Genomic DNA, 20,218 nt, shown 5'->3' with positions numbered 1-20,218 from the left:
GCTCCGGATTATTTCATGGTGGGCATAACAAACTCAGCTTGAGTCTGTTTGCCTACAGGCCAGCGAGCGGTAATGGCTTTGCGTTTGGTATAAAAACGAACACCATCAGGGCCATGCATATGCAAAGGTCCAAAGAGTGAGCGTTTCCAGCCGCCAAAGCTATGGAAAGCCATCGGTACGGGGATTGGCACGTTAACGCCGACCATACCCACTTGCACATGGTGACAAAAATGACGGGCAGCCTCACCGCTTTGGGTGAAAATGGCGGTGCCGTTGCCAAATTCATGTTGGTTGATAAGCGTAAGTGCAGTGGGATAATCGTTGACTCGAACAATAGATAGCACAGGGCCAAAGATTTCTTCGCGATAGATCCGCATATCCGGCGTGACATGGTCGAATAAACACGCCCCTAAGAAGTAACCTTGTTGATGATCGGCAACGGTTAATTGTCGGCCGTCTACCAGTAAGGTTGCTCCTTCCTGAACTCCAGTTTCTACATAGTCAGTGACTTTGGTTAAGTGTTGTTTGGAAATAAGGGGGCCCATTTCCATCTCTGGCGTGAGGCCATTGCCCACTTTTAATTGTTGGATTTGTGGTAATAACTTGTCGACCAGTTTATCGCCCACATCGCCCACAGCCAACACCACCGATATCGCCATACAACGCTCGCCTGCACTGCCGTATGCTGCGCCCATCAGTGCACTTACCGCTTGATCTAAATCCGCGTCTGGCATCAGCAGCATATGGTTTTTGGCACCGCCTAAGGCTTGTACTCGTTTACCGTGTGTGGATGCGGTGCTGTAGATATACTCAGCGATTGGAGTGGAACCAACAAAGCTTATGGCTTGCACATCTGGATGAGTGAGCAGGGTATCGACGGCCTCTTTGTCGCCATTGATCACGTTAAACACCCCATCAGGTAAGCCAGCTTGTTTGAGCAACTCGGCAATCCGCATCACTGAACTTGGATCTTTTTCTGAGGGTTTCATAATAAAGGTGTTGCCGCAGGCAATGGCGATTGGGAACATCCACATGGGAACCATCACGGGGAAGTTAAAGGGCGCTATGCCAGCGACAACACCTAAAGCTTGATTAACGGACCAGGAATCCACACCACCGCCAACCTGTTGCGTGTGTTCCCCTTTGAGCAAGTGTGGGATACCACAGGCAAATTCAACGACTTCGAGGCCGCGGATAAGCTCTCCTTTGGCATCATCGAGCACTTTGCCGTGCTCTAGGGTGATGAGCTGCGCCAGTTCATCCATATGTTGTTCGACTAACGCTTTGAATTTAAAAAGCACACGGGCGCGATTAAGGGGCGTTACCTGTGACCAAGCGTCAAAAGCCGTTTTGGCGCTGGCAATAGCGGCAGCGACTTCATCGCTGCTGGCGAGGGATACTTGACCTCGGCATTCGCCGGTGGCTGGTTCAAAAATATCTTGGCTTCTTGTACTCGCTGGAGTGTGTTGGCCATTCACATAGTGGGTAATCTTAAGCATAGCTAACCTTTATTTTCCCTAATTTCTGGGCGTGTGATTGAAAATTGTGCATCATCCAACGGCATGAATGGCATCGCTGAGACTATTTACCATTTGGTCAATTTGATGTTTATCAACAATGAGTGGTGGGGACATGGCGATAATATCGCCCGTTGCCCGCACGAGCGTGCCTTGATGAAAACAGCGCTCGAACACCCGATAACCGCGTTTGCCAACGCCTTCGTTATTAGGTGCAAGCTGGAAACCCGCAACTAATCCGGTGTTGCGAATATCAATCACATTGGGTAACCCTTTGAGGCTATGAACGGCATCCTCGAAATAACGCTCAAGTTCGAAGCTGCGTTCAAACAACTGCTCATTTTCGTAGATTGAGAGCGTGGCGAGTGCTGCGGCGGCAGCGACTGGATGGCCCGAATAGGTATAACCGTGGAAAAATTCAATCAGTTCGGTTGGCCCTTGCATGCAAGTATCGTGGATATAATCCTGCACAAACACGGCGCCCATGGGGATGGCGCCATTATTAATGGCTTTAGCTGTGGTGATTATGTCGGGGATAACGCCCCAACGTTGGCTGGCGAATGCGGCACCTACACGGCCAAATGCGGTAATAACTTCATCAAAAATCAATAGGATGCCGTATTTTTGGGTAATTTCGCGTAGGCGCTTTAAGTAACCTTGTGGTGGTAAAATCACCCCTGCCGAACCCGACATGGGTTCAACAATAACGGCAGCAATATTTTCGGCGCCATGGAGTGTGACTAATTGTTCTAATACCTCTGCTTTTTCAGCACCGAGGCTTGGTAAGCCACGACTAAAGGCGGAATGTTGAATGTCTAAGGTATGGGGGAGATGGTCCACCCCTTGTAAAAGCTGGCCGCTGAAGGCTTTGCGATTATTGCTTAAACCTCCCACGGAGATCCCACCAAATCCTACGCCATGGTAACCCATTTCTCGGCCAATAAAGCGGGTGCGTGACGCTTGGCCATTAGCTCTGTGGTAGCAAAGTGCCATTTTAAGGGCGGTATCTACCGACTCAGAGCCTGAGTTGGTAAAGAAGACCTTATTAAGTCCTTCTGGGCTGAGTTCGGTTAAACGCTCGGCCAGTTCAAAAGCGATGGGATGGCCCATTTGGAAGGAGGGGGCGTAATCCATTTCTCGAATTTGTTTGCTGACGGCCTCACTTATCTCACGTCGACCATGGCCCGCATTACAACACCATAACCCCGCGGTTGAGTCTAATACCTTGTTGCCATTGATATCGGTGTAATACATGCCTTCAGCTTTGGCGAGTAATCGAGGGCTCGCTTTAAATTGGCGATTGGCGGTAAAAGGCATCCAATAGTGTTCAAGTGAAGGATGCTCGTGGGCGAGATTGTTGGGTGAGTCGGCCATAGATGTTTACCTTGTCCTTTTCCTTGTTAAATGGGGTCAGGTCTTCGTTAAGGGTGGCTAATATTTGCTATGCTATGTTAGAAATAATGAACATGGAAGAGTGCTGTGCAGTTATTTGTGGCAAAAATGCTATTTTTGTAAAAAATATTGAATTTTGATGTCTTAAAAGCGTAATCTAGGCAGCAGTTACAGCCTTAGGTCATCTTTGGCAGTTGTTAGTCGAGATAGCCCTTATCCTAATAAAGATAAAATAAACGAATACAAACGATTAAGAGGTCATCATGAGTACACCTAAAACACGGAGCGATTGGGAAAACCTCGCTGCAAGCCTAACAATCAATGGCAAGGCTTTTATTAACGGCGAGTATCGGGATGCTACATCAGGCAAAACCTTTGATTGCATCAGTCCAATCGATGGTCGTTTATTAGCACAAGTTGCCAGTTGCGATTTGATGGACGCCAATATCGCCGTGGCTAATGCTCGTGAGGTTTTTGAGTCTGGGGTATGGTCAAAGGCTACGCCTGTTAAACGTAAACAAGTGATGATCCGCTTTGCCGAGTTATTGGAAGAAAATGCCAATGAACTCGCTCTGTTAGAAACGTTGGATATGGGTAAACCGATACGTTTTTCAAAGGCGGTAGATATTGCGGGCGCTGCCCGTGCCATTCGTTGGTCGGGGGAAGCCATTGATAAACTCTACGATGAGCTGGCGCCGACGGCACATAATGAAATCGGCATGATTACTCGCGAACCCGTGGGCGTGGTGGCAGCGATTGTGCCTTGGAATTTCCCGCTGCTAATGGCCTGTTGGAAGTTAGGCCCAGCACTCGTGACGGGGAACAGTGTTATCCTTAAACCCTCTGAAAAATCACCGCTCACCGCCATTCGTATTGCCGAACTTGCCGTTCAAGCTGGGATCCCTAAAGGTGTACTAAACGTGCTCCCCGGTTATGGCCATACCGTCGGCAAAGCACTGGCGCTGCATATGGACGTGGATACCTTAGTCTTTACTGGCTCAACAAAAATCGCTAAGCAATTAATGATTTATGCGGGCGAGTCGAATATGAAGCGGGTCTGGTTAGAGGCGGGTGGTAAAAGCCCGAACATCGTATTTAACGATGCGCCCGATCTTAAAGCAGCGGCTGTGGCTGCCGCTGAAGCCATTGCTTTTAACCAGGGTGAAGTTTGTACTGCGGGCTCACGCTTGCTGGTGGAAGCTGGTGTTAAAGATCAGCTGATTGCACTTATAGCAGAAGAGCTCGCCTCGTGGCAGCCTGGGCATCCACTGGATCCTGCTACCGTTAGCGGCGCAGTGGTCGATAAGCAGCAATTAGATACCATCTTAAGCTATATCAAGGCGGGCCAAGATGAGGGCGCGAGCTTAGTGCATGGTGGACAACAAGTGCTGGCCGAAACGGGCGGTGTGTATGTGCAGCCAACGGTATTTTCAAATGTGAAAAACCAAATGAAAATTGCCAGTGAGGAAATCTTTGGCCCTGTATTATCTGTCATTGAATTCAATGGTATGGAGGAGGCGATTGCGATCGCTAACGATACCATCTACGGCTTAGCGGCAGGTGTTTGGACAGCGGATATCAGTAAGGCGCATAAAACGGCTAAAGCATTGCGTAGTGGTATGGTGTGGATTAACCATTATGATGGCGGCGATATGACGGCACCTTTCGGTGGATATAAGCAATCGGGTAATGGCCGAGATAAATCTCTACACTCCTTTGATAAATACACTGAAATCAAGGCAACGTGGATAGTCCTATAAGTGGATAGTGCTATAACGCTTTAACGCATACTTGGGCCTCTTTCAATGTTATTGGAAGGGGCCTTTTATTGCCTTTTTTACTTCGATGTTTTGGATTTTCATTGGTTTGCTGTGCAGAATAACTGACATTTTTCGCGATTTTATTAAAACCTTACACTCTAGATATCTAGGTTAAACCCATACACTGACTTCCTAACCTGACTTTATAAACTGTGATCTTAGCTTGTGACTTTTCATGTTAACACCATTAGAATAATCTGATTGAAAAAAAACTAATGGAGTTTGTTATGGCTGAAAAAGTTGTTGAAGTCACCACACATATGGCAAGCGGTTGGAAGGTTACAGCGCAGGTGCGGGAGCATTTGCTGGTTATTGATCAACCTAGCGCTACCAATGAAGGAGCTAACCCTTTAGAGACCTTTTTATTCTCGCTTGGTGGCTGCATTTCTGCGATAGCTAAGATGGTTGCGCGTGAACGTAATATCACTATTCACCGGTTTGATGTGCATGTGAGAGCCGTGATGAATTCGGCGGGATTATTAGGCCAACCCTCGGACGATCCTGTTGGATTTAAAGAAATCGCCATCAATGCCAGCATAGACGCCGACTTAACCGACGCACAAAAGAATGAGTTTTTAGATACTGTGTGTAATCGTTGTCCCGTCCATGACAATCTGCTGCGTCCAAGTCTGGTCACTCATCAAGTCCAGTGTTAACTCGATACTCATCTCGATTTTTTAGCGTCTTAAAAGCATAAACCCCAGTGTTCACTGGGGTTTATGTCAATCGTTATATGCTAATCGTGCTATTACGGGTTATTTTTCGGAAAGTTAGCTAACACTAACTCCGCCACTTTGCGTAATTCATTGGGGCAAATGCCATTGGTTGCTTGTACGGCCATGCCTTGTAGCACTGTGCCAATATACCGAGACAGCAGTAGCGGATCGGCATCAGCGGGGAGATCGCCCTCATCCTTTGCGCGTTGCAGGCGTTCGCATAATGCTTGCTCACCATCACGGCGACGGGTGATCAGGGTTTCTTTAATGGCTTGTCCAGCTTCACTACAGGCGAGAGCGCCTTGGACGATCAAGCAGCCATGGGGTTGGTTTTCATCCACTAAGGAAGATGCTGCGCCGTAGAGCATGGACTCAACCACTTGATAGGCTGTTTCTTTTTCAAGCGAAGGATAGAAAAATGCACAGGGGCGCTGCTCGTATAACTCGATCGCTTTCAGAAACAGCTGCTCTTTGTTACCAAAGGCGGCATATAGGCTGGGTTTGTTGATGCCCATGGCCTGAGTGAGATCGGTTAACGATGTACCTTCAAAACCTTTTCGCCAGAAGACTTCTAAGGCTTTAGCCAAAGCATCGTCGGCATCGAAGGCTCGTGGGCGACCTACGCAGGGCGTCTGGGTGACGGTTGACATCATTAGGCTCCTCAATTCTCAATTGCCCCTAGGATAGACATGGGTTTAGCTCATGTCCAGCCACTCTTGCCTGCTGTCTGCGGGTTAGGTGCGTAACTCACCAAAATATATCGTCCATTCAAGCCCACATAGCACGTTCGCTGTGGCTAGGGTGTGTTGACGTTTCAGGGTTATTTTTGCAGCAATTTGGCTGGCTTTTATGCAAGGCAAAGTCCGTGCAGTGTAGTTATTCTACATAAACGGACGATAACGCAGCAGAAAAGCCAGCCAAATGCTGCCCGAAGGGTTCGTCTGGCAAGCCCTTGCTCTTACTTTCAGTCATAAGAGCCGCTCGTCATTTGAGTAGAATAACTACACATCATTCCTCGTTTCGCGAGCACGTGCTTGCCAGAACGAACAAAATCTAATCTCGAAACGTCAACACGCCCTAATTACCTCAAAGGCTTAACTGCATGGTTTCAAGCTGTCACAAAAATTAAATACCTATCGGTACAAAATAAGTTGACAGGGTCATTTTACACTATATATTACCGCTCAGTACATAATATTTTTTACCAGTCGGTATTTATTGGTGTTGACCGAGTGTCCATCATTGATGTCTGTCTTAAACGAGATAAATGCCTGCCACATGAGGATTGTAAGATGAAAAGTAACCCACCTTTACGGATATTGATGTTGACTGCCGTGGCGGCGTTTGTCCTTTCGGCCTGTGGTGAACCAGCTGCACAGCAAAGCCAAGCTCAAGGTGCACCTAAGGTCGATGTTGCGCAGGTATTGCATGAGCGCGTTACCGAGTGGGATGAATTTACTGGTCGTTTGCAGGCGCCAGAAAGTGTGACCTTAGTACCACGTGTGTCTGGCTATATCGCGTCGGTAAACTTTAAAGAAGGCGCCTTAGTGAAAAAAGGCGATGTGCTATTTCGTATCGATGCGAGTGTGTTCGAAGCGGAAGTGGCCCGGTTAAAAGCAGATCTTGCTAGCGCGCTCTCTGCTGAGCAACTGGCCACTAACGACCTTGAGCGTGCCCGTAAGTTGTTTGATCAAAAGGCGGTATCTGCGGAATTACTCGATACCCGCGAGTCCAATAAACGCCAAACCACGGCGGCCGTAGCCTCAGTGAAAGCGGCGCTGCTGCGCGCCGAGTTGGACTTAGATTACACCCAAGTGCGCGCGCCGATTGATGGCCGAGCCTCCTACGCCAATGTCACCGCGGGTAACTATGTATCTGCGGGGCAGAGTGTATTAACCAGCTTAGTGTCGACCGCCAGCATGTATGCCTACTTCGATGTGGATGAGCAAACCTATCTGAAATACGTCAAGTTAACTGCCGAGAAAAAGCGTAACGACCCTCGTGCAGGCGATAATCCCGTGTATATGGCACTGGCTAACGAACGCGAATATCAACACATAGGCCTAGTGGACTTTGTCGATAACTCGATGGACAGACAGACGGGCACTATTCGAGTCCGTGCCACGTTTAGCAATGAAGACAACAGCTTGCTCCCTGGTCTGTTCGCCAGATTACGTACCGCAGGTAGCGGCGCCTATGACGGTATCTTAATTGACGATAAAGCCGTGGGCACGGATCTGAACAACAAGTTCGTCTTAGTGGTGGCAAACGATGGCACCTTGGAGTATCGCGGTGTCACCCTAGGTGAAAAAGTTCAAGGTTTACGCATTGTTAAGCAAGGTTTAGCGGCAGACGACAAAATCGTCGTCAATGGCATGCAAAGGGTTCGTCCTAAGATGCAAATTGAGCCACACCTGGTTGATATGGCCGACAGCGAACAGCTAGAGGCGCTTCGTCAAGCTCAATTACTGCTTGATAAACATCAAGAAAATATCACTACCCCAGACGTTGAAGTAGCGAGCCGCGGTTAAGGAATCCAACAGAATGTTGTCGCAGTTTTTTATTAAAAGACCGATATTTGCAGCCGTTCTCTCGCTGCTATTTTTTATCACAGGGGCGATTGCCGTCTGGCAGTTACCTATTACCGAATACCCTGAAGTGGTGCCTCCGACGGTCGTGGTCACCGCCAACTACCCTGGCGCGAACCCTAAAGTCATCGCCGAAACGGTTGCCTCGCCCTTAGAGCAGGAAATCAACGGCGTCGAAGACATGCTGTATATGTCATCGCAGGCGACGTCCGATGGACGCATGACCTTGACCATCACCTTTGCCATTGGCACCGATGTGGACAGAGCGCAAACCCAAGTACAGAGCCGGGTAGACCGTGCTATGCCACGTTTACCGCAGGAAGTTCAACGCCTCGGGATTGTGACCGAAAAATCATCCCCCGATTTAACCATGGTGGTGCATTTACTGTCGCCGGATAACCGTTATGACATGCTGTATTTGTCTAACTACGCGGCGCTCAACGTAAAAGATGAGTTAGCACGCATCAAAGGCGTGGGCGCGGTGCGTTTATTCGGTGCGGGCGAATATAGTCTGCGGATCTGGCTTGACCCGAATAAAGTCTCGGCGCTTGGCATGTCGCCAGCTGAAATTATTGCCGCCGTACGTGAGCAAAATCAGCAAGCGGCAGCGGGCAGTTTAGGGGCGCAGCCTAGTGGTAATGCCGACTTCCAACTCTTGATTAACGTTAAGGGGCGTCTGACTGAACTGTCAGAATTCGAAGACATTATTATCAAGGTCGGTCAAAACGGTGAGGTGATCCGTCTTAAGGATGTGGCGCGTGTCGAACTCGGTGCAACCAGCTATGCGCTGCGTTCATTGCTGGATAACAAGGATGCGGTCGCTATTCCGGTATTCCAAGCATCGGGCTCAAATGCGATTCAAATCTCCGACGATGTGCGCGCCGAAATGGCAAGACTGGCGAAGTCATTCCCCGAAGGGCTGCAATACGAAATTGTGTACGATCCGACCGTGTTTGTGCGTGGTTCTATCCAAGCGGTGGTGAAAACCTTGCTCGAAGCCGTGCTCTTAGTGGTGTTAGTGGTGGTGCTGTTCCTGCAGACTTGGCGCGCATCGATTATTCCGCTGGTGGCCGTGCCTGTATCTTTGGTGGGTACTTTCGCCTTTATGCACTTGATGGGCTTCTCGCTCAATGCGCTGTCGCTGTTCGGTCTGGTGCTCGCTATCGGTATCGTGGTTGACGATGCCATCGTCGTGGTGGAAAACGTCGAGCGTAATATTGCCGCAGGGTTAAGCCCAATTGCCGCAACACAAAAAGCGATGAAAGAAGTGACTGGGCCGATTGTGGCAACCACCTTAGTGTTGGCCGCAGTGTTTATTCCGACCGCCTTTATGAGCGGATTAACGGGGCAGTTTTATAAGCAGTTTGCGCTGACTATCACGATTTCGACCTTTATTTCGGCCATTAACTCGCTCACTTTGAGCCCAGCGTTATCGGCGTTGTTACTCAAGGGCCATGATGCGCCTAAAGATGCGCTCACTCGGTTGATGGATAAGCTGTTTGGTGGTTGGTTATTTACCCCATTCAATCGCTTATTCAACCGTGCATCAGAAGGTTATGGCTATGTAGTGCGTAAGGTGATCCGTTTTGGTGGCATTATCGGACTGGTGTATCTGGGCATGGTTGCGCTTACGGGCGTGCAATTTGTAAATACCCCAACGGGCTATGTGCCCGGCCAAGATAAACAGTATTTAGTGGCATTTGCCCAATTACCGGATGCGGCCTCACTCGAGCGTACCGACGCGGTGATCAAGAAAATGTCCGACATCGCCTTAAATCACCCCGGTGTGGCGCACTCGATTGCCTTCCCCGGCTTGAGTATCAACGGTTTTACCAATAGTCCTAACTCGGGTGTCGTGTTTGTTGCCCTAGATGATTTTGAGTTACGTAAGCGTCCTGAACTGTCGGCGAATGCGATTGCCGGCCAATTAAATCAGCAATTTGCTGGTATTCAGGATGCGTTTATTGCCATCTTCCCGCCGCCACCTGTGCAAGGCCTCGGCACTATTGGAGGGTTCCGTCTGCAAATTCAAGACAGAGCCAACCTTGGTTATGAGGCCTTGTATCAGGTGACCCAACAAGTAATGTACAAGGCGTGGGCCGATCCACAATTAGCGGGGATTTTCTCTAGCTATCAAGTGAACGTGCCACAACTTGAACTGGATATCGATCGGACTAAAGCGAAACAGCAGGCAGTGTCGCTCGATCAAATTTTCCAGACATTACAAACCTATATGGGCTCGACCTATGTCAACGATTTCAATCGTTTCGGTCGAACCTATCAGGTGAATATGCAGGCCGACGAAGCATTCCGTCAAAGCCCGCAGCAGATTAGTCAGCTAAAAGTGCCGAATGTGAATGGCGATATGATCCCACTCGGCTCCTTTATCAATGTGAGCCAGAGTGCGGGGCCCGATCGCGTGATGCACTATAACGGTTTCACCACGGCTGAGATTAACGGTGGCCCAGCACCCGGTGTGAGTTCGGGCCAAGCGCAGGCGGCGATTGAGAAAATCCTCGCCGAGACTTTGCCGATAGGCATGACCTACGAGTGGACTGAGCTGACCTATCAGCAGATCCTCGCGGGTAACACTGGCTTGCTCGTGTTCCCGTTGGTGATCCTGCTGGTGTTTATGGTGCTGGCGGCGCAGTACGAGAGTTTGAGTTTACCATTGGCGATTATCTTAATTATCCCAATGACCTTACTCTCAGCGCTCAGTGGTGTACTTATCTATGGCGGTGATAATAATATTTTCACCCAGATTGGTCTTATCGTCCTCGTGGGCTTAGCGACCAAGAACGCGATTCTGATTGTCGAATTTGCCAAGGAAAAACAAGACCATGGTATGGAAGTGATGGAGTCGATTCTCGAGGCGGCGCGCTTACGTTTACGCCCCATCTTGATGACCTCTATCGCCTTTATTATGGGCGTGGTGCCCATGGTGTTTTCGACAGGCGCAGGGGCTGAAATGCGTCAAGCCATGGGGGTTGCGGTATTTGCTGGCATGATTGGGGTGACGCTGTTTGGTTTGATCCTGACACCATTGTTTTACTATGCCTTAGCAAAACGCGCCCGTCATAGTACAGCATCAGAGGTCTAACTTGGCTGTGTTATAAGTTCTATTTTATATCGATAAAAAGACCTGAAATTTCAGGTCTTTTTTGTATTTTGCAGCTAATTATCAAGGTATTGACTATATTTTAGTGAAGGACAAATAATTTATTAGGAAAATTCAATGAATGCCTTTCAGCCCCATGACTTCAAAGTCAATATTGATGTAAGGCATGCTTTATTAGCCGTTGCGACGGCATTGGATTTTGTTGGGGTGGACGATTTGCACCACGGACATAGGGTTGGCTATATGGCTTACGAATGTGCGAATGTGCTCGGCTGGCCCGATGAAAAAAAGCAGTTTGCCTATTTTGCCGGACTTATTCATGATTGCGGCGTTTCTTCCTCCGAAGAGCACTTACGTCTGCTCAAATTAATGCAGCCAGAAGATGCGCAGTGCCATAGTCAACGTGGCTATGAGGCATTGCTTAAATGCCCGATTTTAGATGTTTTTGCGCCTGTCGTTCTTTACCACCACACACCTTGGCTTGAGTTGCAATCCCATGAGCTTTCCGTATTTGACCGTGATATTGCAGCACTGATTTTCTTAGCGGATCGTACCGACTTTTTAAGAGCCAGATATACACATGGTTGTCATGAGGAGCTGATTACATTGCATGAAAGTATGGTCGCAGAGAATTTATTGGCTCACAGTGGAACCTTATTTGAACCAGAAATGGTCAATGCAATGTGTCAACTGGTCAAAAAGGATGGCTTTTGGTACAACATGGATGCAACTCATGTTGAGTTATTAGGTCTGGAGTTCAAAGCTAATCACTTTTACGACAAAGAATTAGATATTGAGGGGGTGAAGCAGTTAGCGCGATTTTTAGCTCGAATAGTTGATGCTAAGAGTCCCTATACATTTCACCATTCAGAAAAAGTCGCACTGTTAGCAAAATTAGTGGCAAAGGACTGCGGTGTATCAGATACCGATGCTGAATTATTGTACGTTGCTGGATTATTACATGATGTCGGTAAGCTCAAAACGCCTGACCTGTTGCTGTATAAAGAAGGCAAATTAACAAAGGAAGAGTATTCGATTGTCAAACGTCATACCGTTGATACAGAGCATACTTTACATCGTTTTTTCCCTAAGTCTGTAATAGGCGAATGGGCATCAAATCACCATGAACGTCTCGATGGTTCTGGCTATCCCTTCAGTAAACAGCAGGAACAATTAGATTTACCTTCGCGTATTCTTGCTGTGGTCGATGTTTTTCAGGCGTTGACTCAAAAGCGACCCTATCGAGGCTCTTTATCGCTATCAGAGATTGGCGACATTATGCAGCCCATGGTCGATAAAGGGCAGTTAGATGCAGGTGTTTACAGCATTTTGTTGGCAGATATAGATAATTTTTATCAATTATCAACCCAAGAATTTTCAGCTTAATATTCATTGTTGTTAGAGCAGTAAAGCATCATCAATCGGATTAAACTGTGTTGCTGCATCCATCAGTGATTTTGCTGTCAGTTGGGGGACGCCATAGACTTCTGTCTTAACGTCATATTTTTGCGTTATTTTCTCAAGCAAGATTGCAAAATCACCATCGCCAGAAAGCAGTATTACGGTATCCACATTGGGAGCGGTATCGAGTACATCAATTGTGATCCCAACATCCCAATCTCCCTTTGCTGATCCGTCACTGCGCTGGATAAAGGGCTTAAGTTTTAACTCAAAGCCGATATGTCTCAAAGCATCTTGAAACTTAAGCTGGCCATCATCACCTCGATGAATGGCATAGGCGACAGCACTGACAATATTTCCTTGCGCACTCAAGTGTTGCCAGAGTTTACGATAGTTAAACTGGCGCTGATAGGCCTCACGGCAGGTGTAATAAATGTTTTGCACATCGACAAAGAGGGCGATTCTTTTCAAGGGATAAGTTATGGCTATCAGTTGGAAGACTCTGTGCACTATAGCACAGCAAGGTAGCTAATGGCGCGAGCAGGCAAAAACAGCAATGGATCTAGTCGGTAATGGCCAAGTTTAGCTTTACTTAACGGATTTTTAGTTAGGTTAATGGATTGATTATTTAAAGTATTGCGCCGGTGTGGTGCCGGTATATTGCTTAAAAAAGCTGATAAAGGCGCTGTTACTGTTATGCGTCGGACTTGATTTTGCAGATCATGTAGGTTGAATAAAACATAGAAGGAACTCATCTGAAACCTAAATGAAAAAGCCAAGGGACTGCTCCCTTGGCTTTTATGATTTAAGCAAACGCATTATTTCGCGCCTGTTTACATCATGGCGATAAATTAGGCTTTTGCCGTTTGTTCCTGCTGTTTGGCTGCCTCTTGTGCCGCTAACTCTTGTGCTTTAATGGCCGCTTCGAGTTTTGCTTCAACATAACCCGGTGAATGGGTCGCGGCCGAGATTAAACGGTACATTGCCGGGATGACGAACAGGGTGACAAAGGTCGCAAAGGCCATGCCGAAAAAAACCACAGTCCCCACCGCAATCCGGCTCTCAGAGCCTGCGCCCGTTGAGAAAATCAGCGGTATCGCGCCGACTAAGGTGGTGAAGGCCGTCATCAAAATCGGGCGTAAACGGCGGGTTGAGGCATCGATAATGGCTTTATCTAAGGCTAAACCTCGGTCACGCAGTTGATTGGCAAACTCGACAATTAAGATCCCGTTTTTGGTCACCATGCCAATCAACATGATCATGCCGATCTGGCTATAGATGTTAATACCTTGGCTGGTCACTAACAGGCCGAGGAAACCTCCAAATACTCCCATTGGTACGGTAAACATCACCACTAGGGGGTTGATAAAACTCTCAAATTGCGCAGCGAGTACCAAGTAAGCCACCAGTAGCGCTAAACCGAATACAATAAAAATACTACTTTGGTTTTCTTTAAAGTCTTTTGATTCACCGGTATAGCCAATGGAAATATCCTTGGGTAATAACTCTATGGACTTGTTTTCCAAGAACGTTAAGGCCTCGCCTAAGGTGTAACCTTTACTGATGTTGGCCTTAAGGGTGATGGATTTTTGTTTATTGGTATGGCTCAATCTTTGCGCTGAGGCCACTTCTTCGATATGGGTGACCGTATCGAGCGTGACTAATTCGCCCTTGGCTGAACGCATATAGATTTGGCTTAAATCGCCGACGTTGTTAAAACTGTTTTCATCACCGCGCAGATACACATCGTACTCTTCGCCGCGATCCACATAGGTGGTTTCTTTACGACCGCCGAGCATCACTTCTAAGGTTTGTGAGACGTCATCGACGCTGATCCCAAGTTCTGCTGCGCGCTCTTTATCAACGCTGACAATCAGTTCCGGTGTGGTTTCGGCGTAATCCAGATCCGCGCCTTCCATCATCGGGCTGGCATTGGCTTGCTCTTTTAACACCTGTGCCCATTTAAACAGTTCCGCATAATCTGAGCCACCCAGTACAAATTGTACTGGTTCACTCGATTGCCCCCTAAAGCCTGGCATCATAGGGCGAACCATCACATCGGGAATATCTTTCAATGCCTTACTTATAATCCCGAGCGCCTGTTGCGCCGTGACATTGCGATGTTCCCAATCCTCTAGCTGCATGATCACATAGCCAGTTTGATCGCCAGCACGACCACCGAAGGCAGGGGCTTGCACACTGAAAGAACGCAATACACCTTGGCCAAGGAGTGGCATTAATCTGTCTTCGACGATATCCATGTTCGCCGTCATACGGTTATAGCTAGTGCCCTCGGCGCCTTTCACAAAGGCGTAGAGTACACCGCGGTCTTCCTGCGGCGCTAATTGCGAGGGGACTTGCTGCATTAACCATGCACTACCGCCAATACAGGCGAGAATGACCAGTGGTGCCAGTAATCTAAAGCGGATCGCATGGGTTACACCCACACGGTAAACCCTTTCCATGCGCGCAAAACCACTATCCACAATGCGATTGAAACGGTTAGGTTTTACATTGGCTTTGAGTAATTTGCTACTCAATACTGGCGTTAGCGTGAGGGCAATGAGGGATGAGAACAGTACAGACACTGCCAGCATCACGGAAAACTCGGTAAAGAGTAAACCGACCATGCCATCCATAAATGAAATCGGCAGGAACACCATGACTAACACCGCGGTGGTTGCCACGACCGCAAAGCCCACTTCCCGCGTGCCTTTGTAAGCCGCAAGCAGCGGCTCTTCGCCTTTTTCGATATGGTGGAAAATGTTTTCGACCACCACAATCGCATCGTCGACCACGAGACCAATGGCGAGGATTAATGCCATTAATGTCAGTAGGTTAATTGAATAACCTAGCATGTTGGCGGCAATAAAGGCGGAAATTAATGATACTGGAACCGTTACCGCGGGGATAAGGGTTGCCCTTGCTTGACCGATAAAGATATACAGCACTAACACCACGAGGGCGCCAGTGACATAGAGGGTGTTGTAGACCTCGTTGATTGAGCGGTCAATAAAGACGGTGGAGTCAAAGTCGACTACAAGACTGGTGCCATCGGGTAAAAAGTCTTGAATTTTATCGACTTCTTTATGGACTTCCTGAGCGACTACTAATGGGTTTGCATCGGATTGAGTGATCACCCCTAAGCTTAGGTTAACAATACCATCACTTTTAAAGGTGGAGTTTTCATTCTGTGCGCCCACGGCAACATCGGCCACATCTTTTAAATAGATAGGTGTCCCGTCGCTGGCGGTGCGTACGACTAAATAGTCAAAATCCTTTGGGGTGTAATAGAGCCTTTTGGTACGCACCGACATCACTGTGGTATCGTTACGCACTTGGCCGCCAGGGGTTTCGATGTTCTCTTTACGTAGGGCGCTGGTAATATCGGTGACGGTGACGTTGCGCCCCGCCATTTGCTCGGGTCTGAGCTTGACATACATGACCTTATAAAGACCACCCGAAATGCTGATGGAACTCACGCCGCTGATCAGACTGAATCTGTCTTCTAAAACCCGCTGGGCATAATCGGTCAGCTGGGTTCTGTCCATCACGGTTGAACTTAAGTTCACATACACGGAGGGTTCGCCTGAGCCATTGTCCTTCGATACTACAGGATCGTTAGCGTCTTCCGGCAGACGGCGCTGGGCACGGGCCACGGCATCACGCACATCACTCACCCCTTCGGTTAAGTTCCAACCGAGGAGGAATTTGACCGTGATCCGCGAGCTACCATTACGAGTGGTAGAGGTGATTTCATCGATACCGCTGATCCCCGTGAGTTCATCCTCAAGAGTCTTGGTGATTTGACTTTCCATAATCGCTGCCGATGCACCGGAATAACTGGTGCTGACTGTCACCACTGGGCTTTCAACATCGGGCATTTCCCGCACTGAAAGTTTAGTAAAGGACACTAAGCCAAACACGCACAGCAATAAGCTTAAAACGATCGCGACGACGGGGCGTTTAACAGAGACATCGGACAGCCACATTATTTCGTCTCCGCAGTGTTGACGTCTGACTTGGCCGGGCGGTTATTACTATTCTTAGCTTCAAGAGCGACTTCATTGATTTTTAAGCCATCGCGCATATTCACAAGCCCTTGAACCACCACTTTATCGCCAATTTTAAGGCCGCTATCGATAAGCACTTGGTCGCCAACACGGGCACCCAAAATCACTTCGGTGCGATGGGCGATATGATCCTCGCCAACCACATACACATAGCGCTTAGTGCCTGAATATTCTAGGGCTTGCACTGGCACTATGGGGGCCGAAATCGGTGGGAAGGTGATGGTTGATGACATCATCATGCCAGGTTTTAAGCGATTATCGCTATTTTCAAATTGTACGCGGATCTTCAGGTTTAAGGTTTCTTCATTCACGCGGGGATCGATGGCGACCACTTTGCCGATAAAGGTTTGTCCTGGCCAAGCTCGGCTGGTGGCCGATACTGGCATGCCAATGCTAAGTTGTGACAGAAAATGTTCAGGCACTTGTAAGTCCAGTCGCATGCTGGATAAATCATCTAAGGTCATTAACTCTGTGCCAATACTTACCATCTTACCTTCGCTAAAATTAATCAGGCCGGTTTTACCGGCAAAAGGTGCGATCAGTGAGTGATAATGTAAATCTGCTTGCGCAGAGGCTAAGCGTGCTCTGGCAATATCGACACTGGCTTTTTGAGCATCGATTTCGGTTTGAGTGATGGCATTGCGGCTGATAAGTTTTTCAAACTCTCTGAGCTTGCGGGTTTCATCATTTAAAAAGGCATTGGCTTCAGCCACCGCGGCTTGAGCTTTCATATCATCGAGTTCGATTAGCAACTGGCCTTTTTTCACTGTTTGATTCGAAGTCACGGCAATTTGTTTAATTTTGCCGGTGACTTGCGGCGCGATCACCACTGCGCGCTCAGCGGCCAGTTTACCAATCAGTGAAATAGATTGAGCCAGTGGATGTTCAACCACTTCCCCTGTGACAACCGGCACGGTACGCATAAGCTGGGGGGCACTTTCGGGTTTGGCAGCCTGCAATACATCACTAAAGCTCACAGCGGCGGCAACCGCCGCAACTAAGGCAATGGCTATTATGGTTTTTTTCATTGGAATAATTATCTCGCACAAAGACGGTTAACAGGCGTTAGCACTAATGGCGCTATTCTAGTGAATAACCGTCATCAGGTGGGTAAAAGTTTGTAAAGTTAAGCACTCGAAAGTGAAAGAAATTGTGTTTTGTGTCGAGATACCCCATGGCAATCTCATTCGCCCCATTCGAAGTGCATACGATAGCTGAGTTATTCTGCTAAGGATGTGCTTGTGTTCGTATTTTTTCTATCGGATCTACGGCTGATTGAATTTGCGGATACTGGCTTAAAATTGCCTCAAGACGACCATCTTGGCCCATGCTTTCAAGGCCTTTGTTAAATTCGTCGATCAAGGTGGACTGATCCGTTATCGCCAAAGAGACGCCCAGATGGAATACCTCTGTGGCGATGGGGTCTCCTACCTGCTCGAAAGTATCGGCATATTCACTTTGATTTTTCTTGATTAAATATTGAGCAAGATTGTGGCCGATTAACACTAAGTCAATGCGTTTTAGAAACAATTTCTTAAGATTCATTTCGTCGGAATTACCTTCCTCTGTCGTGAGTCCTGTGGCGGCTATTTCGGGTGGATTGGCGTAACCGCGGCCAATGCCGATGGTAAAGGGCTTAAGTTCGCTTAATTGACTAAAACGTAACGGATTATCTTTACGTTTGTAGAAGACAATCTGTACGGCTTGTATCGGTGCAGAATAATGCGCCCATTGCTCACGTTCTTTGCGGTACCAAAGTCCAATAATGCCATCGGCTTGGCCGGTTTTTACCAGTAATGCTGCTCGCGCAAAGGGATAAAACTTAACGCTGGCATTGTAGCCTTGGCGTTTAAAGGCCTCTTTAACGACTTGGGCTACGCCACCTTGCTCGGGTAACGAATCGGCATAAAAGGGCGGATAATTGGTCGCAACTAAGTTTAAATCTCGTCCTGCAAAACTGCGGGAAGGCAATCCTAACAACAGCAATACAAGGCTTAAATTTATCAGCAGTTTGAAGTCCATACGCATCCCTAACGTTAAAGCGTTATTTGCTGAGTATAGGGGGTGTTAAGCCGATGAGTTGAATTTTGTATAGAGAGGTAAGTTATCGCTTACTCGATATGGAGTCGACTCGTTATCCTTTTATTGAATAATAAAAAGGGCTTATGGATTAAACCTATAAGCCCTGAATCGATTTAAAGTGCTACCTGCTCACCCTTATATAGCCCGCGGGTGAGTTTATTGTCGTCTATCAGTAATAATTCTCCTGACTGACCATCCTTAATACTACTATCTATTGCAATGATTTTATTATGGTAAAGTCCAAGTACTCGTTCCTGTGAAGTGTGGCCGACGATAATATGATCAACCTTAAAGTAGTTTAGGATTCGGTCGATTTCGGGTTCAGCGAGTGCATCTTTAAAGTAGCCACGGTACCAAGTGGGGCCATTAGTGAAAAACAGGAAATTCAACAGATCGTTTTGTTTTAAATCTTCTTTTTTATCGTCTAAATGTTGACGGAATAACTGATTAGCATCGCTGATATTGAGTTTACGCTCGACCCATTCAGGGCTTATTCCACCGTGCATAAACAGCAGATTATTGATCTTTACTAGAGTATTTTTACTGCGAAGCCAACGGCCGATTTCGGTGTCTTTGTTGTACAGCGCATCATAGCTGCGATTGAGTAATTCCGCCGAGGTTTTATAGCGCTCATTCACATAACGTAAGTCGCCGCGAAACACTATTTGCTCGTGGTTGCCCATAAGTAAATGTAATCGACCACCAGCGGCTTGGGCTTGCTTATCTAACTCATATAAAAACCACAGAACTTCGTTAACTTGGTGACCACGGTCGAACATATCTCCCGTCATGACCATATGGCCGTCACCAAAGGTCCAGTGATTATTTTCATCGATAATCTGATGGGCTTTCAGCAGGTTAATCATCACATCGAATTGCCCATGCACATCGCTTAAGGCCACTATCTTGCCTGCATGAGTGTAGGTATCAGCTTCAACTTTGGGAGCATCGGTATGGCGTTTGGGCTGTGGCAAGTTGCCACAATCATTTGGGCGAGCCAATTGATTGTTTGCGATAGGGGTTTGTTTTAACTGACTCTGGCAGATCCAGTAGGCGGTATTTTGGTTACCTTGGTCGAGGAAAACATAAGGACCATCGGTCACGGATGATGGCGTAAGTTCAGTGCTAAATGCGCCAACAGAAAATAAACTTAGCAAAGTAAACAGTGTAGCCTGAGCCGAAGTGAGTCTCTTCTTTAATGCGAGCGAAGATATATCCTGTGGTTGAGGTGTCGAGTGACCGAAACCATGGCGGAAGAGCGTGTGCATTCAAAGCTCCTGAGTTATGAAACGTGGCTTATGTGGGGTTGGTTAGCATAATGTTAATGACTTGGTAGGGCAAGGGATCCTATGTTGGGATATTTTCATGGTGAGAACGCTTTATCCTGAAGGATCCCCTCATAAATCAGCCATAGCATAGCCATATTTGAGCAACTGATTGGCGAATAATACCCAGGCCGCCAGCAATTCTTTCTCCGGGATTTGATAATCAGGCCGCCTGAGTACCTCCAA

13 protein-coding genes and 1 pseudogene are annotated in these 20,218 nt (G+C 47.6%); 5 read left to right on the top strand and 9 right to left on the bottom strand.

Going from position 1 to position 20,218, the window contains the following annotated elements; all coding sequences use genetic code 11:
- Window positions 1-8: 8 nt before the first annotated feature.
- Both AEA42_RS16585 and AEA42_RS16580 read right to left on the bottom strand, forming a co-directional pair.
- Window positions 9-1,499, bottom strand: coding sequence for a CoA-acylating methylmalonate-semialdehyde dehydrogenase (locus AEA42_RS16585; protein WP_055648317.1), 1,491 nt, complete (start codon window positions 1,497-1,499; stop codon window positions 9-11).
- 51 nt (window positions 1,500-1,550) lie between these two features.
- The gene (locus AEA42_RS16580) at window positions 1,551-2,891 is read right to left on the bottom strand and encodes an aspartate aminotransferase family protein (protein WP_055648316.1); all 1,341 of its coding nucleotides are present in this window, start codon (window positions 2,889-2,891) and stop codon (window positions 1,551-1,553) included.
- 281 nt (window positions 2,892-3,172) lie between these two features.
- On the opposite strand from AEA42_RS16580, the gene AEA42_RS16575 reads away from it, so the two are divergent.
- Window positions 3,173-4,669: an aldehyde dehydrogenase gene (locus AEA42_RS16575; protein WP_055648315.1), complete on the top strand. Its 1,497-nt coding sequence runs from the start codon at window positions 3,173-3,175 to the stop codon at window positions 4,667-4,669.
- A gap of 287 nt (window positions 4,670-4,956) precedes the next feature.
- Entirely contained in the window at window positions 4,957-5,385 is a 429-nt protein-coding gene (locus tag AEA42_RS16570) for an OsmC family protein (RefSeq protein WP_055648314.1), read from the top strand.
- Between the two features lie 92 nt (window positions 5,386-5,477).
- Here AEA42_RS16570 and AEA42_RS16565 read toward each other — a convergent pair whose 3' ends face one another.
- Window positions 5,478-6,098 carry a TetR/AcrR family transcriptional regulator gene (locus AEA42_RS16565; protein WP_055648313.1) on the bottom strand — a complete coding sequence of 207 codons (621 nt, stop codon included), beginning with the start codon at window positions 6,096-6,098 and terminating at the stop codon, window positions 5,478-5,480.
- 639 nt (window positions 6,099-6,737) lie between these two features.
- On the opposite strand from AEA42_RS16565, the gene AEA42_RS16560 reads away from it, so the two are divergent.
- The 3 genes from AEA42_RS16560 (at window position 6,738) to AEA42_RS16550 (ending at window position 12,537) form a co-directional block, all read left to right on the top strand.
- Entirely contained in the window at window positions 6,738-7,976 is a 1,239-nt protein-coding gene (locus AEA42_RS16560; RefSeq protein WP_055648312.1) for an efflux RND transporter periplasmic adaptor subunit, read from the top strand.
- Between the two features lie 13 nt (window positions 7,977-7,989).
- On the top strand, window positions 7,990-11,133 hold the full coding sequence (locus AEA42_RS16555; protein ID WP_055648311.1) for a multidrug efflux RND transporter permease subunit: 3,144 nt from the start codon (window positions 7,990-7,992) through the stop codon (window positions 11,131-11,133).
- 135 nt (window positions 11,134-11,268) lie between these two features.
- The gene (locus AEA42_RS16550) at window positions 11,269-12,537 is read left to right on the top strand and encodes an HD-GYP domain-containing protein (RefSeq protein WP_055648310.1); all 1,269 of its coding nucleotides are present in this window, start codon (window positions 11,269-11,271) and stop codon (window positions 12,535-12,537) included.
- Between the two features lie 12 nt (window positions 12,538-12,549).
- On the opposite strand, the gene AEA42_RS16545 is transcribed toward AEA42_RS16550, so the two are convergent.
- The 6 genes and pseudogenes from AEA42_RS16545 to AEA42_RS16525 all read right to left on the bottom strand — a co-directional run bounded on the left by AEA42_RS16545 (window position 12,550) and on the right by AEA42_RS16525 (window position 19,975).
- A complete protein-coding gene (locus AEA42_RS16545) occupies window positions 12,550-13,023 on the bottom strand; it encodes an NYN domain-containing protein (protein ID WP_055648309.1) in 474 nt (157 codons plus the stop codon).
- Window positions 13,024-13,176: 153 nt separating this feature from the next.
- Window positions 13,177-13,248 (bottom strand): annotated as a pseudogene (locus AEA42_RS22965) (AraC family transcriptional regulator); the annotation flags it as partial.
- Window positions 13,249-13,403: 155 nt separating this feature from the next.
- Entirely contained in the window at window positions 13,404-16,544 is a 3,141-nt protein-coding gene (locus AEA42_RS16540) for a multidrug efflux RND transporter permease subunit (RefSeq protein ID WP_055648308.1), read from the bottom strand.
- Window positions 16,544-17,653 carry an efflux RND transporter periplasmic adaptor subunit gene (locus tag AEA42_RS16535; RefSeq protein WP_037421088.1) on the bottom strand — a complete coding sequence of 370 codons (1,110 nt, stop codon included), beginning with the start codon at window positions 17,651-17,653 and terminating at the stop codon, window positions 16,544-16,546. The genes AEA42_RS16540 and AEA42_RS16535 overlap by 1 nt, the downstream gene beginning before the upstream one ends.
- A gap of 199 nt (window positions 17,654-17,852) precedes the next feature.
- Window positions 17,853-18,647 carry a transporter substrate-binding domain-containing protein gene (locus AEA42_RS16530; protein WP_055648307.1) on the bottom strand — a complete coding sequence of 265 codons (795 nt, stop codon included), beginning with the start codon at window positions 18,645-18,647 and terminating at the stop codon, window positions 17,853-17,855.
- 173 nt (window positions 18,648-18,820) lie between these two features.
- On the bottom strand, window positions 18,821-19,975 hold the full coding sequence (locus AEA42_RS16525; protein WP_055648306.1) for a metallophosphoesterase: 1,155 nt from the start codon (window positions 19,973-19,975) through the stop codon (window positions 18,821-18,823).
- Between the last annotated feature and the right edge of the window lie 243 nt (window positions 19,976-20,218).

It is taken from the genome of Shewanella sp. Sh95, from assembly GCF_001308045.1.
In the GTDB taxonomy this organism is placed as follows: Bacteria; Pseudomonadota; Gammaproteobacteria; order Enterobacterales; family Shewanellaceae; genus Shewanella; species Shewanella xiamenensis.
This window is presented reverse-complemented; position numbering and strand designations above follow the sequence as displayed.